The 14,806-nt window shown below is 72.1% G+C and carries 10 protein-coding genes and 1 pseudogene; all 11 read left to right on the forward strand.

Features of this window, described 5'->3' with window-relative positions:
• Nucleotides 1–82: 82 nt before the first annotated feature.
• Nucleotides 83–1,193, forward strand: a pseudogene (gene rsmH, locus ACLJOK_RS02405) (16S rRNA (cytosine(1402)-N(4))-methyltransferase RsmH).
• The gene (locus ACLJOK_RS02410) at nucleotides 1,183–1,788 is read left to right on the forward strand and encodes a hypothetical protein (RefSeq protein WP_410815839.1); all 606 of its coding nucleotides are present in this window, start codon (nucleotides 1,183–1,185) and stop codon (nucleotides 1,786–1,788) included. Before rsmH ends, ACLJOK_RS02410 begins: the two are co-directional and overlap by 11 nt.
• Nucleotides 1,789–1,791: 3 nt before the next feature.
• Nucleotides 1,792–3,999 (forward strand): penicillin-binding transpeptidase domain-containing protein, encoded by a 2,208-nt coding sequence (locus tag ACLJOK_RS02415; protein WP_410815840.1) that lies wholly within the window; start codon nucleotides 1,792–1,794, stop codon nucleotides 3,997–3,999.
• Between the two features lie 52 nt (nucleotides 4,000–4,051).
• The gene (locus ACLJOK_RS02420; RefSeq protein ID WP_410815841.1) at nucleotides 4,052–5,614 is read left to right on the forward strand and encodes a UDP-N-acetylmuramoyl-L-alanyl-D-glutamate--2,6-diaminopimelate ligase; all 1,563 of its coding nucleotides are present in this window, start codon (nucleotides 4,052–4,054) and stop codon (nucleotides 5,612–5,614) included.
• Nucleotides 5,611–7,008, forward strand: a complete 1,398-nt coding sequence (locus tag ACLJOK_RS02425; protein WP_410815842.1) for a UDP-N-acetylmuramoyl-tripeptide--D-alanyl-D-alanine ligase — start codon at nucleotides 5,611–5,613, stop codon at nucleotides 7,006–7,008. The genes ACLJOK_RS02420 and ACLJOK_RS02425 overlap by 4 nt, the downstream gene beginning before the upstream one ends.
• The gene (gene mraY, locus ACLJOK_RS02430; RefSeq protein WP_030334519.1) at nucleotides 7,005–8,129 is read left to right on the forward strand and encodes a phospho-N-acetylmuramoyl-pentapeptide-transferase; all 1,125 of its coding nucleotides are present in this window, start codon (nucleotides 7,005–7,007) and stop codon (nucleotides 8,127–8,129) included. Before ACLJOK_RS02425 ends, mraY begins: the two co-directional genes overlap by 4 nt.
• A 375-nt stretch (nucleotides 8,130–8,504) precedes the next feature.
• On the forward strand, nucleotides 8,505–9,959 hold the full coding sequence (locus ACLJOK_RS02435) for an FtsW/RodA/SpoVE family cell cycle protein (protein ID WP_410819219.1): 1,455 nt from the start codon (nucleotides 8,505–8,507) through the stop codon (nucleotides 9,957–9,959).
• Entirely contained in the window at nucleotides 9,959–11,065 is a 1,107-nt protein-coding gene (gene murG, locus ACLJOK_RS02440; protein ID WP_354945337.1) for an undecaprenyldiphospho-muramoylpentapeptide beta-N-acetylglucosaminyltransferase, read from the forward strand. Before ACLJOK_RS02435 ends, murG begins: the two co-directional genes overlap by 1 nt.
• Complete coding sequence (murC, locus tag ACLJOK_RS02445) at nucleotides 11,062–12,627, forward strand: UDP-N-acetylmuramate--L-alanine ligase (protein ID WP_410815844.1); 1,566 nt, start codon at nucleotides 11,062–11,064, stop codon at nucleotides 12,625–12,627. The genes murG and murC overlap by 4 nt, the downstream gene beginning before the upstream one ends.
• Nucleotides 12,624–13,442 (forward strand): cell division protein FtsQ/DivIB, encoded by an 819-nt coding sequence (locus ACLJOK_RS02450; RefSeq protein WP_410815845.1) that lies wholly within the window; start codon nucleotides 12,624–12,626, stop codon nucleotides 13,440–13,442. Before murC ends, ACLJOK_RS02450 begins: the two co-directional genes overlap by 4 nt.
• Before the next feature lie 245 nt (nucleotides 13,443–13,687).
• Nucleotides 13,688–14,803, forward strand: a complete 1,116-nt coding sequence (ftsZ, locus tag ACLJOK_RS02455; RefSeq protein ID WP_238680143.1) for a cell division protein FtsZ — start codon at nucleotides 13,688–13,690, stop codon at nucleotides 14,801–14,803.
• Nucleotides 14,804–14,806 lie beyond the last annotated feature (3 nt).

A 14,806-nucleotide genomic window follows, 5' to 3' on the forward strand; every position in this document is an offset into this window, starting at 1 on the left:
TGGGGATCTGGCGGTACGACGGCAGCGCCGTCCGACGACAGGCGCACGAGAAGAACGGACGTTTCAACCAGTGGGGGTCATCATGGGGGAGTTGCGCGGCACGCACGTGCCGGTGCTGCTCGAGCGGTGTCTCGAGCTGCTGGCCCCCGCGCTGGGTCGAGGCGGCCGGACGGTCTACGTCGACGCGACGCTCGGCCTGGCCGGGCATGCGGAGGCAGTGCTCGAGGCGCATCCGGAGACGGTCCTGATCGGGCTCGACCGGGACACCGAGGCGCTCGCTCACGCGCGGGTCCGGCTGGCCCGGTTCGCCGATCGGGTGCACCTGGAGCACGCCGTCTACGACGAGTTGCCGGACGTACTGGACCGGCTGGGCTATCCGGCCATCGACGGCATCCTGTTCGACCTGGGTGTCTCGTCGTTGCAGCTGGACGCGCCCGACCGCGGGTTCGCGTACGCCCAGGACGCGCCGTTGGACATGCGGATGGACCAGACCCGGGGGGTGACCGCCGAAGAGGTGGTCAACACGTACGCGCACCCGGACCTGGCCCGGGTGCTGCGGGTCTACGGCGAGGAGAAGTTCGCCGGTCGGATCGCCTCGGCGATCATCCGGCAGCGGGAGCGGGCCCGGATCACCTCGTCAGCGCTCCTGGCGGAGCTGGTTCGGGACTCCATTCCGGCACCAGCCCGACGAACGGGCGGGCACCCGGCAAAGAGAACGTTTCAGGCTTTACGGATCGAGGTAAACAGAGAGCTGGCAGCGCTGGAGACAGCGTTGCCATTCGCACTCGACGCACTGACCGTGGGCGGTCGCATGGTGGTCCTGTCCTACCACTCGCTGGAGGACAGGCTCACCAAGGCGGCCCTCACGGACCGGGTCCGCAGTAAGGGCCCGATTGACCTCCCGGTCGAGCTTCCCGGGTCCGGTCCGACGTTCCGGCTGCTCAGCCGGGGCGCCGAACTGCCCGGGGAGGCGGAGGTCGCCGCGAACCCGCGGGCCGCCTCGGTGCGGCTGCGGGCCGCGGAGCGACTCGACCCGAACGCGACAGAGCAAGGGCGGACCGACCGCGAACGGTCTCGCCGACGGGTGAAGGGAATGCACCAACCGGGCACGGGGTCCGCCTGATCCGTGGGGGGTCAGGGGCACCGGGACGGTTAGAGGGACGGATGTTGAGGGGGAGGGACATGAGCATTGACAAGCGCGACCGCCGGGACGTCACCGGCGGCGGGCAGCGCGCACCGCGGTCGGGGGGCCGGACCGCGGCGGAGCGGGCTCCGCGCCTCGGAAACGGTACGCCACGCATCGATCGAACGAATCGGCAGGGGGAGACTCGCGCCCGGGGGGCGCGCGAGTTCCCGACTCAGGGCACTGCCGCGCTGCGACCGGTCGAGAAGGCCGCCAGTGCCGCCAGCGCCCGGCCACCGCGACTGCGGGTGGCGCCGCCGCCGCCGATCTCGGTGCCGCGTGCGCCGTTCGCGGCGCTGATCGTGGTGCTGGTGGTCGGCGGGGTGCTGGGCATCCTGGCGGTCAACACCAAGATCAATGAGAACGCGTTCCGGCTGGAGCGGTTGCAGCAGCAGCAGGCTCGACTGGACCTGGAGAAGCAGCAACTGGACAAGCAGATCGCCGACGCCGAGGCGCCGGGCAACCTGACCGCCGAGGCGCGGCGGCTGGGCCTGGTCGACGCCGGCGAGCCGGGCTACATCCGGCTGCCGGACGGCAAGACCATCGGTGTGCCGCAGCCGGCGAACGGCCAGCCGTCGGTGACCAGCCAGGGTGCGGGAGGCTGACCGGTGCCACCAAGGTCGGACGAACCGCGCCGGGACCCTACGGGGTCCCGGCGCGGTTCTGCACGTGATGCCGGGCCCGCCGATGGCGAGCCGCGCACCGGCGAGCCGGGTATCGGGGGCATCTCCGGCGCACGGGCGTACACCCCGAGGGGTCGGACCGTGCGTGAGGAGCGTGGCACGCCGGCGCGCGGTCAGGGCGCCGAGCAGCGGCGTACTCCGCGCAGCACCCGGTCCGGTGACCCGTTCCGGCCGGCGTTGCAGGTGCTCGACGGTGGCCGGGCCGCCGCCCGGGTCGGCCGGCGCGACGCTCCGGCCGCCGGACGCGGTGGTGTGGTGCGCACCGTCGCGCCGCGTACCCCCCGTGCCCCTGGTGAGGACGAGCCGCCGCCGCGTCGCCGGACCACGCCACGCGCGCCGCGGCGCACCGACCGACCGGCGGCCCGCCGGCCGTCCCGCAAGCCACGACGCCCGCCGAAGCTGGCCGACTCGCGGCTGCGGCTACGGCTGGGCACCGTGCTCGCCCTCACGCTCTTCGCCACCATCGGGATCCGGCTGATCTTCCTCCAGACGGTCGACGCTCCGGCGTACGCCGGGGGTGGCATCAGCGACCGCCTCCGCACTGTCGAGCTGCCGGCGCCGCGCGGCGCGATCTACGACAGCACCGGCGCGCCGCTGGCCCGCAGCGTCGAGGCGCGGTACGTGTACGCCGACCCGACCGAGGTGAAGGACTCGGCCGCCGTCGCCAAGGCGCTCTCCCCGCTGCTCGGCATCCCGGTGTCGAAGCTCGTCGAGCTGATGAAGCCCCGCAAGCTGGAGGACGGCAAGGCGTCCCGATTCGTGTACCTGGCGCGCGGGGTGGAGATCTCCACCGCCAAGCGGGTGCAGGCGCTGGAACTCCTCGGCATCGGGGTGCACCGCGACGAGCGCCGCGAGGTGCCCGGCGGTGACCTGGCGGCCAACCTGATCGGCTTCACCAGCCAGGACATGGTCGGGTTGGAGGGGCTGGAGGCCCGCTACGACGAGGTGCTCGCCGGCCAGGACGGCAAACGGGTGTACGAGGCCGGCCTCGGCGACCTCGGGGCGCCCATTCCGGGTGGCTACAGCCGGACCACGCTCGCCAAGCCGGGCAGTTCGCTCGCCCTCACCATCAACCGCGACCTCCAGTTCCGGACGCAGCAGATCCTCAGCGCGGGCATGGCCCAGGCGCCGGGCGGCACCGGCGCCGCAGTGGTCATCGAGATTCCCTCCGGCGCGGTGCTTGCTCAGGCAAGCAACCCCACCTATGACGCGGCGAAGCCGGTGCCCAGCGACCCGGTCGCCCGGGAGGACGCCGCGACCAGCTTCGTGGTCGACCCCGGCTCCGTGCACAAGGCGATCACCTACGGCGCGGCGTTGCAGGAGGGGGTGATCACCCCGGACACCACGCTGCCCATCGCCAACAGCATCAAGATGGGCGACACCTGGTTCTCCGACACCCATCCGGCCAACGGCAAGCGGATGAGCGTGCCGGGAATGCTCGCCTACTCGTCGAACGTCGGCACCATCACGATCGCCGAGGAGCTCGGCCGGGACCGGTTGATCGACTACCAGAAGCGGTTCGGGCTGGGCAAGCCCACCGGCGAGGGAATGCCCGGGGAGGCCAGCGGCCGACTGCTGCCGGCCGACGAGTGGAGTGGATCGTCGCACGGGTCGGTGCCGATCGGGCACAGCGTCGACGCCACGCCGTTGCAGATGGCCGCCGCGTACGCCGCCATCGCCAACAACGGCACGTACGTGCAGCCGCACCTGGTCAAGGAGGTGATCGGCCGGGACGGCAAGCGCACCCCCGCGCCCGCCCCGGCGACCCGGTCGGTGCTCAGCCCGCAGAACGCCGCGGCGCTGCGCACCATGCTGGAGGCGGTCACCACCGTCGACCATGCCACCGGCACTACCGCCGCGGTCCCCGGTTACCGGGTCGCCGGCAAGACCGGCACCGGGTGGCGGCTGGTGAACGGCAAGAAGCAGCCCGGTGAGGTGTCCTCGTTCATCGGGATGGCCCCCGCCGAGAACCCCCGCTACGTGATCGCCGTCTTCGTCTACGCGCCCAACGGCGGGGGCGCGGCGATCGCCAATCCAGCGTTCCGCGACATGATGCAGTTCACTCTGCGTCACTACCGGGTGCCGCCCTCGACTGGCGGATCCGCGCCCAAGTTCGTGGTCTATCCGCGCTGAGCAGCAACGGCGGGACATCATCGGTGAGTGCCGACGAACCACCGGGGCGGCTGTGCGGCCGGAACCGGACGACCGGGTAGGGTCTGACGCCGTGCCCGGCAATCCACGTCCACGTACCGTGACCGGAGTCCGGCTCGGTGATCTCGCCGTCCGGCTCGCCGTCGACCTTCCGGCGGACGCCGCCGCGGTGGTCGTCTCCGGGGTCACCCACGCCAGCCAGGAGGTTCGCCCCGGCGACCTGTACGCGGCGCTGCCCGGTGCCCGTCGGCACGGCGCGGAGTTCGCCGCCGGCGCCGTCGAGGCGGGTGCCGTGGCGCTACTGACCGACAGGGCCGGTGCGGAGTTGGCGGCGGGAACCGGTCTGCCCGCCCTGGTGGTGCCCGACCCGCGCGCCGTGCTCGGCGAGCTGGCCTCGGCCGTGTACGGCGACCCGACCGCCGACCTCACAGTGATCGGGGTGACCGGCACCGCGGGCAAGACGTCCACCGCGTACCTGATCGAGTCGGGGCTGCGGGCCGCCGGGCACACCACGGGGCTGGTCGGGACGGTGGAGACCCGGCTCGGTGATCTGGTGATCGACAGTGTCCGCACCACCCCCGAGGCGACCGACCTGCACGCCATGTTGGCCACCGCCCGGGAGCGTGGGGTCACCGCCGTGGTCATGGAGGTCTCCAGCCACGCGCTGGCCATGGGCCGGGTAGGCGGTGTGCGGTTCGCCGTCGGCGGTTACACCAACTTCGGCTCCGACCACCTGGACTTCCACGCCGACAGCGACGACTACTTCGCCGCGAAGGCCCAGCTCTTCGACGGGCGCTGCGCTGTCGAGGTGCTCAACCACGACGACCCGGCGTTGAAGCCGCTGCTCAAGCCGACCACTGTCACCTACTCGGCGGTCGGCGAGCAGGGCGCGACCTGGTGGGCCGACGGTGTTGACGGTGAGGGGTACGCGCAGCGGTTCACCGCGCACGGCCCGAACGGCGTGGCAGTGTCCGCCGGTGTCGCGCTGCCCGGCCGACACAACGTGGCCAACGCGCTGCTGGCCATCGCCGCGCTGGTCGGCGCCGGGGTGGACCCGGTGACCGCGGCGACCGGTGTGGCCGCCTGCGGGGGCGTCCCGGGCCGGCTGGAGCTGGTCGACGTGGCCGCGCCGGTGCGCGGGGTGGTCGACTACGCCCACAAGTCGGACGCGATAGTGGCCGCGCTGGCGGCGCTGCGCGAGTTGAGCGCCGGCCGACTGATCTGTGTGATCGGCGCCGGTGGGGACCGGGACCGGGGCAAGCGGCCGGTGATGGGCGCCGCCGCGGCGGAGGGAGCCGACGTGGTGCTGGTGACCGACGACAACCCGCGCACCGAAGACCCGGGGGAAGTTCGCGCCGAGGTGCTCGCCGGGGCGTACCGGGCCGGCACTGCCGCTCGGATCATCGAGGTGGCGGGCCGCCGCGCCGCGATCGACGAGGCGGTCCGGCTGGCCGAGCCGGGGGACGTGATCGCGCTGCTCGGCAAGGGCCACGAGCGCGGCCAGGAGGTGGCGGGTCAGGTGCTTCCGTTCGACGACAGCATCGAGTTGGCCGAGGCGCTGCGGGCCCGCTTCGGGGACCTGGCGGGTCAGCAGTGATCACGCTGAGCCTGGCCGAGGTGGCCGCGGCGGTCGACGGACGGCTGGTGGCCGCCGACCCGGCCGCCACCGTCACCGGCTCGGTGGAGTTCGACTCGCGCAAGGTGCGGCCCGGTTCGCTCTTCGTGGCCTTCCCGGGGGAGAAGGTCGACGGGCACGACTACGCGGCGACGGCGATCCAGGCCGGCGCGGTGGCGGTGCTCGGCAGCCGCGAGGTGCCCGGGGTGCCGATGGTGCTGGTCGACGACGCGCTGACCGCGATGGGCCGGCTGGCCCGCGCGGCGGTGGACCGGCTGCCCGGGCTGACCGTGATCGGCGTGACCGGCTCGTCCGGCAAGACCACCACGAAGGACCTGATCGGTCAGCTCACCGCCCGACTCGGGGCCACTGTGGCGCCACCCGGCTCGTTCAACAACGAGCTGGGGCACCCGTACACCGCCCTCCAGGCCGATCCGGGCACCCGCTACCTGGTCATGGAGAAGGGCGCGCGCGGGGTCGGGCACGTGCGGTACCTGTGCGAGCTGGTGCCGCCCCGGATCTCCGTGGTGCTCAACGTCGGCACCTCGCACATCGGCGAGTTCGGCTCGCAGGACGCCATCGCCCTGGCCAAGGGCGAGCTGGTGGAGGCGCTGCCGCCGGACGGGCTGGCCGTGCTGAACGCCGACGACCCCCGGGTGGACGCGATGGCGAGCCGCACGCAGGCCCGGGTGGTCCGCTACGGCGAGGCGCCCGACGCCGACGTGCGCGCCGAGGACGTCACGCTCGACGAGCGGGGGCACCCGTCGTACACCCTGGTCACCCCGGAGGGACGCGCGCCGGTGCGGCTCCGCCTGGCCGGCCGCCACCAGGTCGGGAACACGCTCGCGGCGGCGGCGGTCGCCCGGGAACTGGGCATGCCGCTGACCGAGCTGGCCACGGCCCTCGGTGAGCTGGGCCTGGTCTCGACCCGACGGATGGACGTCTTCGACCGCCCCGACGGGGTGACCGTGATCGACGACTCGTACAACGCCAACCCGGCCTCGATGGCGGTCGCGGTGCGGGCGCTCGCCAGCATGGGTCAGGGGCGGCGTACCGTCGCGGTGCTTGGTTACATGGCCGAGCTGGGCCCGTTCGAGTACGACGGCCACGCCGAGGTCGGCCAACTCGCGGCCGAGCTGGGTGTCGACCGGCTGCTCGTGGTGGGTGAGCCGGCTGCGCCGATCCACGAAGGCGCGAGAGCTGTAGCAAACTGGGGAGGAGGGTCGGTGCTGCTCACCGATCAGGCGGCGGCCGTCGAGGTGCTGCGGAGCGAGCTACGACCGGGTGACGTCGTCCTGGTCAAGGGCTCCCGGTACCGGACCTGGGAGGTGGCCGACGCCCTGCGCGCCGACGCCGGTGGGGAGTCGACCCGATGAGGGCGGTCATCGTCGCCATCGGGGTGGCCTTCCTCGTCTCGCTCTTCTGCACCCCGATCGCGATCAAGGTGTTCACCCGGCTCAAGGCCGGTCAGCCGATCCGCTCCGACGGCCCCGCCATGCACCAGGGCAAGAAGGGCACGCCCACGATGGGTGGCGTGGTCTTCATCCTGGCCACGGTGATCGCGTACGTGGCCGGGCACCTCGCCCTGACCACCCTGCCGGACCAGCAGATCGCCCAGGTGGAGCCGACCATCACGGCCCTGGTGCTGCTGGGGTTGATGGTCTTCTCCGGCGCTGTGGGCTTCCTCGACGACTTCCTCAAGGTGCGCAAGCGCAACAGCGCCGGGCTGAACAAGCGCGGCAAGTTGCTCGGCCAGATCCTGGTCGGCGCGGTCTTCGGGGTGATCGCGCTGTGGTTCCCGAGCACGATGACCAACGGTTCGGGCCTGGCGACCAACACCGAGACGGTGGGCAGCACCACGCTGAGCTTCATCCGGGACATCGACTTCCTGGAGGTCAGCAAGGTCGGCGCGGTGATCATCTTCATCTTCGTGGTGATGGCCGCGACGAACGGCGTCAACCTCACCGACGGCCTGGACGGTCTGGCCACCGGCGCGTCGGTCATGGTGCTCGCCGCGTACGCGCTCATCGCGTTCTGGCAGTACCGGCACTGGTGCGCCGACCCGAACTACACCCAGCCGTACTGCTACGAGGTCCGCGACCCGTTGGAGATCGCGTTGATCGCCGGGGCGGCGGCCGGGGCCTGTGTGGGCTTCCTCTGGTGGAACACCTCCCCGGCGCGGATCTTCATGGGCGACACCGGGGCGTTGGGGCTGGGCGGTCTGATCGCCGGCATGGCGATGTCCACCCGCACCATCCTGCTGCTGCCGATCATCGGCGGGCTCTTCGTGATCATCACGATGTCCGTGGTGATCCAGATCATCTCCTTCAAGACCACCGGTAAACGCGTGTTCCGAATGTCTCCGCTCCAGCACCACTTCGAACTGGCCGGCTGGAGCGAGGTCAACATCGTGGTGCGCTTCTGGATCATCGCCGGCATCGGCGTGGCCATCGCCCTGGGCCTGTTCTACAGCGAGTTCCTCGCCAACATGACCTGATCCCCGCGCCCCGCGTCCACCCCCTCGACCGTCGATTTGCACTTTCGGATGGCGGAGCGTCCTTTTAGGGGTGTTGTGTCGCCACAGAAAATGCAACATCGACGCGGGAGGGCGGCGGGAGGGCGGCTCGGGGGGCGGGTTCGACACGCCCGGTGGGGCGTTGTGGGGCGGTGGGGCGTGTTCAGCGGTGATGATGTCGGGGTGGGGGAGGAAATCGGCACCGAGGGCAGGGCAGGCGAGCGAGCGCGGCGGTCGCCGAGCGCGGCGCGTACACCGTTGGCGGCCGGGGCGCGCGGCCCGGAGCCCGGCGCGGCGGCCCGCGAATCCGGGTCGGGGGCGCGGGAGCCCGGGCCGCCGGGACGCGAGCCGGAGGCCGTGGCGGCGACCCCGCTGCGCGGTATCGACGCGGCCGGCGGGCTCGCCGCGCTGCGCGGCCTGCTGGACCGGCCGCTGACCTCCTACTACCTGCTGCTGTCCTGCGCCGGCCTGCTGCTGCTGATCGGGCTGACCATGGTCTTCTCGGCGACCAGCGTGAAGGACTACGCCGAGGACGGCAACGCTTCCGCCTCGGTGACCAAGCAGGCCATCTTCGCGGTGATCGGCATCGGCGCGTTCTGGGTCTGCCAGCGCCTGCCCGCCAGCACCTACCGGTCGCTGGGCCGGCCGCTGCTGTTCACCTCGATCGCCCTCCTGGTGGTGCTCAACCTGCTGGTCGCCTACGCCCGGCTGACCCATCAGGATTCAGGGCGGATCGGGCCGGTCGAGGCGCGACTGAACTGGCTCTTCGTCGGCGGGATCCAGCTACAACCGTCCGAGCTGGCCAAGTTCGCGATGGTGCTCTGGGGTGCGCACCTCGTCGCCCGCAAGGGCGCCGCGCTGGGTTGGTGGCGCGAGCTGGCCACCCCGCTCTTCCCGGTGGTCGGCCTGCTCTTCGTCCTGGTCGGTTACAACGACACCGGCACGATGCTCTGTCTGCTGGCCCTGGTCGTGGGCCTGCTCTGGGCCGCCGGAGTGCGGATGCGGGTCTTCGGTGCCCTCGCCACTGCCGGGCTGATCGGCATCGGCCTGCTCGTGGCGGTGGCCTCGCTGGGCGCCGGCTCCGGCGAACGCGGCGCTGACAACTACCGCCTCGCCCGGCTGGACATGTTCTTCAATCCACCGAACCCGGAAACCTGCAAACTGAACGACTGCCTCCAGTTCTACCAGGGGCGGCTGGCCATCGAGCACGGTGGCTGGTTCGGTGTCGGGCTGGGCAAGGGCAGCCTGAAGTGGGACTGGCTGCCCGAGGCACACAACGACTTCATCTTCGCGATCATCGCCGAGGAGCTGGGCGTGATCGGGTGCGTCGTGGTGCTCACCCTGTTCGCGGTCATCGCGTACACCGGTTTCCGGATCGCCCGGCGGGTCGACGACCCGTTCCGCCGGCTCGCCGCCACCGCCGTGACCACCTGGCTGGTCAGCCAGGCCGTGATCAACATCGGTGGTGTGGTGGGGCTGTTGCCGATCACCGGTCTGCCGCTGCCGTTCATCTCCGACGGCGGAAGTGCCCTGGTGGTGACGTTGGCCGGCATCGGCATGCTGGCGTCCTTCGCCCGCGCCGAACCCGATGCGGCCAGAGCACTGCATGCCCGTCCGCCGGCCCGGTGGGTCCGACTACTCTGGGCCCCGTTGCCGCCGCTTCCCGGCCGGCGTCGCCGACCGGCGACGCCGCCCGCCGGCCGAGGGTCCGTGCCCCGGTCCCGCGAGCGGCGCCATGACGATCAGGCCGCGCCGCGCGGGGTCCGACAGGACCGCAGCCGCCGGGGTACGGCGAGCGAGAGGAGACGCTGATGGGTCCGCTGCGTTCGGTGGTGCTCGCGGGAGGTGGCACCGGGGGGCACGTCTACCCGCTGCTCGCCTTCGCCGACTGCCTGCGCCGACACGACCCGGGCGTCCGGATCACCTGCCTCGGCACACCCCGGGGCATGGAGAACGACCTGATCCCGCCGCAGGGCTACGACCTGCGGCAGATCCCCGCGTACCAGTTGCCCCGGTCGGTCAACATGAACCTGGTCCGTACCCCGGGCCGGATGTGGACCGCGGCGCGCGCCGCGGGCAAGGTGATCGACGAGGTGCGCGCCGACGTGGTCGTCGGCTTCGGCGGGTACGTCTCGGTGCCGGCCTACCTGGCCGCGTGGCGCCGCGAGCTGCCCATGGTGATCCACGAGGTGAACGTGCCACCGGGCGTGGCCAACAAGCTGGGCATGAAGTTCACCAAGAACGTGGCCGTCGGCTTTCCGAACCAGCCGAGCCAGGCCGAGTCGCTGCGGGACGCCACAGTCGTCGGTGTGCCGCTGCGCCGCGCCATCGCCGGTCTGGACCGGTACGCGCTGCGCAACGCCGCCCGCGCCCACTTCGGGCTCCGCCCGGACCTGCCGGTGCTCTTCGTGTCCGGCGGTTCGTCCGGCGCCCGCTCGATCAACCTGGCGGTCTCCGGAGCAGCCAAGGAGTTGGCTCGCAACGGCGTGCAGGTGCTGCACGTGATGGGCGCCCGCAACGAGCCGGTGCCGATCCCCACCGACCTGCCGGTGCCGTACGTGACGTTGCCGTACCTGTCCGAGATGGAGTTGGGCTACGCCGCCGCCGACCTGATGCTGGCCCGGGGCGGGGCGATGACCGTCGCCGAGGTGGCAGCGATCGGGTTGCCCACGATCTACGTGCCGTACCCGCACAGCAACCAGGAGCAGCGGCGCAACGCCCTGCCCGTGGTGGAGGCCGGCGGTGGGCTGCTGGTCGACGACGGGGAGCTCACCCCGGACTGGCTGGAGCGCACCGTCATCCCGCTCATCCGGGACCCACAGCGGCTCTACAACATGGGTGCGGCCGCCGGGTCGTACGGCCGGCGCGACGGCGACGAGGCGCTGCGTTCCTTCGTGCTGGCGGCGGTGGCCCGATGACCGCGCAGTTCACCCCGGCCGGCACGCTCACCGCCGAGGACCTGGGCGCCGTCCACCTGATCGGAGTGGGTGGGGTGGGCATGCTCGGCGTGGCCCGGCTGCTGCTCACCCGCGGCATCCGGGTCTCCGGCAGCGACCTGCGGGAATGGCCTTCGCTGGCCGGCCTGCGGGCGCTCGGCGGCACCATCCACCTCAGCCACGAGGTGACCAACCTCGACGGCGTCGACACCGTCGTCTACTCCTCGGCCATTCCCCAGGACCACCTGGAGCTGGTCGAGGCGCGTCGGCGCGGCCTGCGGGTGCTGCACCGCTCGGAGGCGCTCGCCGCTGCGATGACCGGCCGTCGCGCGGTGGCCGTCGCCGGCACGCACGGCAAGACCACCACCACCTCGATGGTGACGATGGTGCTCCAGCAGGCCGGTGTGGACCCGTCCTTCGTGATCGGTGGGGAGATCTCCGAGGTCGGCTCGGGCGCCCACCACGGCACCGGCGAGCACTTCGTGGTCGAGGCGGACGAGAGCGACCGCTCGTTCCTCATCTACCGCCCGTACGTCTCGATCATCACGAACGTCGAGGCGGACCACCTGAACACCTACGGCGACTACGCGACGCTGGAGGCGGCGTTCGTGGAGTTCGCCCGCCTCACCGACCCGGACGGGTTCATCATCACCTGCGCCGACGATCCGGGCGGTCGGCGGTTGGCCGAGAGCCTGCGGTCCGAGGGACGACGGGTGTACACCTACGGCGAGGCCGCCGACGCCGACCTGCGGTTGACCGACATGGTCTCCTCCGCACGGGGGGTGCGCTACCTGGCCGCGATCGACGGCCGGTCGCTGGGCGAGTTCCGGCTGCCGGTGCCAGGGCGGCACATGGGGCTGAACAGCGCCGCCGCGGTGCTGGCCGCGTACCTGCTGGAACTGCCGCTGGAGTCGGCGGAGGCCGCGCTGGCGGTCTTCCCCGGGGTGCGACGGCGCTTCGAGCGCAAGGGTGTCGCGGACGGCGTGCTGGTCTACGACGAGTACGCGTACCACCCGACCTCGATGACATTGGCCAACCAGACGTTGCGCGAGGTCGCCGGGGACGGCCGGCTGATCGTCGTCTTCCAGCCGTACCGGCTGTACCGCACCCGCGACAACCAGGCGGAGATCGCGGAGGCGCTGGCCATCGCCGACGAGGTGGTGCTGTTGGAGGTCTTCGGGCCCGGTGAGTTGCGTCAGCCCGGCGAGGGCTCGGCGGCACTGATCGCGGCGGTGGATCTGCCCGCCGACCGCAAGGTCTTCGTGGAGTCGTGGGAGCAGGCCCCGGTCGAGGTGGCCCGTCGCGCCCGCTCCGGGGACGTGGTGGTGACCATGGGCGCCCCGCCGATCTCGCTGATGGGCGACGAGCTGCTGGTCGCCCTGGGTGAGCGTGCGGCCGGCTCGGCACCGAGCGCGACCGTCGACCCGGTGGCCACCACGCCGGCGATCGGTGATCCGGTGCCGGGTGGGGCAACTTCCGGTGGCGACGGCGCGGCTCTCGGTGGCACCGCCGTGCCCGGCGGCTCGGCGCCCACGGCCGGATGAGTCCCGGCCCGGCCCGCGGGCGGACCAGCGCCGCCGACGGTGGCGCCCCGCGCCGCGGTCCGGCCCGGCGGTGGCAGCTGGTCCGGGCGGGCCGCGACGCGGTACCGCCCTCGACCCGCCGGTTCATGGCCCGTGCCCGGCAGCGTCGCATGCGTGCGGCACTGCCGTGGGCGGTGGCCGCCGGGGTGCTCGCCCTGGCCGGGCTGATCGCCTGGACGGTGCTCGGCACCGGGCTGTTCGGTGTGCGCGAGGTACGCGTGGAGGGTGCCGACCTGGTCACTCCTGTCCAGGTGCACGACGCGGTCGGGGTGCCGGACGGTGTGCCGCTGGCCCGGGTGGACCTGGCCGCCGCCGCCCGTCGGGTCGGCGCGCTGCCAGCGGTGGAGCGGGCCACGGTCTCCCGGGACTGGCCTGGCGCGCTGGTGGTGCGGGTGACCGAGCGGAGCGCGGTGGCGGTGGTGCCGCAGGGCGAGGTGTTCGCCCTGATCGACAAGAGCGGGGTGGCGTTCCGGACGGTGGAGCGACGCCCCGCCGACCTGCCACAGGTGACTGTGGCCCGGCCGGCCGCCGACGACCCGGGCACCCGGGCCGCGCTGGAGGTGCTCGTCGCGCTGACGCCGCAGCTGCGCGCGGAACTGGTGGACGTGAACGTGGCGGGGCTGGCCCGGATCAGCCTGCGGCTGCGCGGGGACCGGACGGTGGTCTGGGGCGACGCGACCCGGGGTACGGACAAGGCTCGGGTGGCCACCGCGTTGCTCGACGAGGACACCGACCGGATCGACGTGAGCGCGCCGGATGTGGTGACCTTTCGGTGACCAGTGAGCGTGCGCGGACGTGACCCGTGGCGCTCCGCGCGGCGACACGCCGCCCGGGTCCTTGGCTCATCGCGCGGTGGCGCTTACGTTGCCTCGAAGAGCTTCAGTGGTTGACATAACTGTAAGCCTCTAGTAGAGGGTTAGGGTTTACCCCTGATCCTCGTTGGTGACAGCTGTCGTCGGCCGCTGGTCTGGCCACGCCGTAATCGGTCGGCCGAAGCCAATCTCGAAGGAAAGGACCGGAGATGACACCTCCGCACAACTACCTGGCGGTCATCAAGGTCGTCGGCATCGGGGGTGGCGGCGTCAACGCCGTCAACCGGATGATCGAGGTTGGGCTCAAGGGCGTCGAGTTCATCGCGATCAACACCGATGCGCAGGCGCTGCTGATGAGCGACGCCGACGTCAAGCTCGACGTCGGCCGCGAGCTGACCCGTGGCCTGGGGGCCGGGGCCAACCCGGACGTCGGGAAGAACGCCGCCGAGGACCACCGCGACGAGATCGAGGAGGTGCTCAAGGGCGCCGACATGGTCTTCGTGACCTGCGGCGAGGGCGGCGGCACCGGCACCGGCGGCGCGCCCGTGGTGGCCAACATCGCCCGCAAGCTCGGCGCGCTGACCATCGGCGTGGTGACCCGGCCGTTCTCCTTCGAGGGCAAGCGCCGCCAGGTGCAGGCCGAGACGGGGATAGACGAGCTCCGCAACCAGTGCGACACGCTGATCGTCATCCCGAACGACCGGCTGCTGGCCCTGGGCGACCGCAACATCAGCATGATGGATGCGTTCCGCACTGCCGACCAGGTGCTGCTCTCGGGTGTGCAGGGCATCACCGACCTGATCACCACCCCGGGTCTGATCAACCTGGACTTCGCCGACGTCAAGAGCGTGATGAGCGGCGCCGGCAGCGCGTTGATGGGCATCGGCAGCGCCCGCGGCGAGAACCGCGCGGTCGAGGCGGCCGAGGCAGCCATCTCCAGCCCGCTGCTGGAGCAGAGCATGGACGGCGCGCGGGGCGTGCTGCTCTCCATCGCCGGCGGCTCCGACCTGGGCCTGTTCGAGATCAACGATGCCGCCCAACTGGTCACCGACGCGGCCCACCCGGACGCCAACATCATCTTCGGCGCGGTCATCGACGACGCGCTCGGTGACGAGGTGCGGGTGACGGTCATCGCGGCGGGCTTCGACGGCGGCACACCGGCGTACAAGGCGGCCGAGCCGACCCGCAAGACCAACACCAACCAGCCGGCACCGCAGAGCACTCCGACGCCGGCGCCGGCCACCAACCCGGCTCCGGCCCAGTCGCCGCGTCGCGTGCTCTTCGACGACGTGGACGTTCCCGACTTCCTCAAGAACGGGTCCTGAGCA

The organism is Micromonospora sp. 050-3 (assembly GCF_046549335.1).
In the GTDB taxonomy this organism is placed as follows: Bacteria; Actinomycetota; Actinomycetes; order Mycobacteriales; family Micromonosporaceae; genus Micromonospora; species Micromonospora trifolii.

Excerpts from the sequence above, each read along its gene's own strand:
- ACLJOK_RS02410 (WP_410815839.1), top strand. The coding sequence starts at position 1,183 with ATGAGCATTGACAAGCGCGACCGCCGGGACGTCACCGGCGGCGGGCAG.
- mraY (WP_030334519.1), top strand. The coding sequence starts at position 7,005 with ATGAGGGCGGTCATCGTCGCCATCGGGGTGGCCTTCCTCGTCTCGCTC.
- murG (WP_354945337.1), top strand. The coding sequence starts at position 9,959 with ATGGGTCCGCTGCGTTCGGTGGTGCTCGCGGGAGGTGGCACCGGGGGG.
- murC (WP_410815844.1), top strand. The coding sequence starts at position 11,062 with ATGACCGCGCAGTTCACCCCGGCCGGCACGCTCACCGCCGAGGACCTG.
- ACLJOK_RS02450 (WP_410815845.1), top strand. The coding sequence starts at position 12,624 with ATGAGTCCCGGCCCGGCCCGCGGGCGGACCAGCGCCGCCGACGGTGGC.
- ftsZ (WP_238680143.1), top strand. The coding sequence starts at position 13,688 with ATGACACCTCCGCACAACTACCTGGCGGTCATCAAGGTCGTCGGCATC.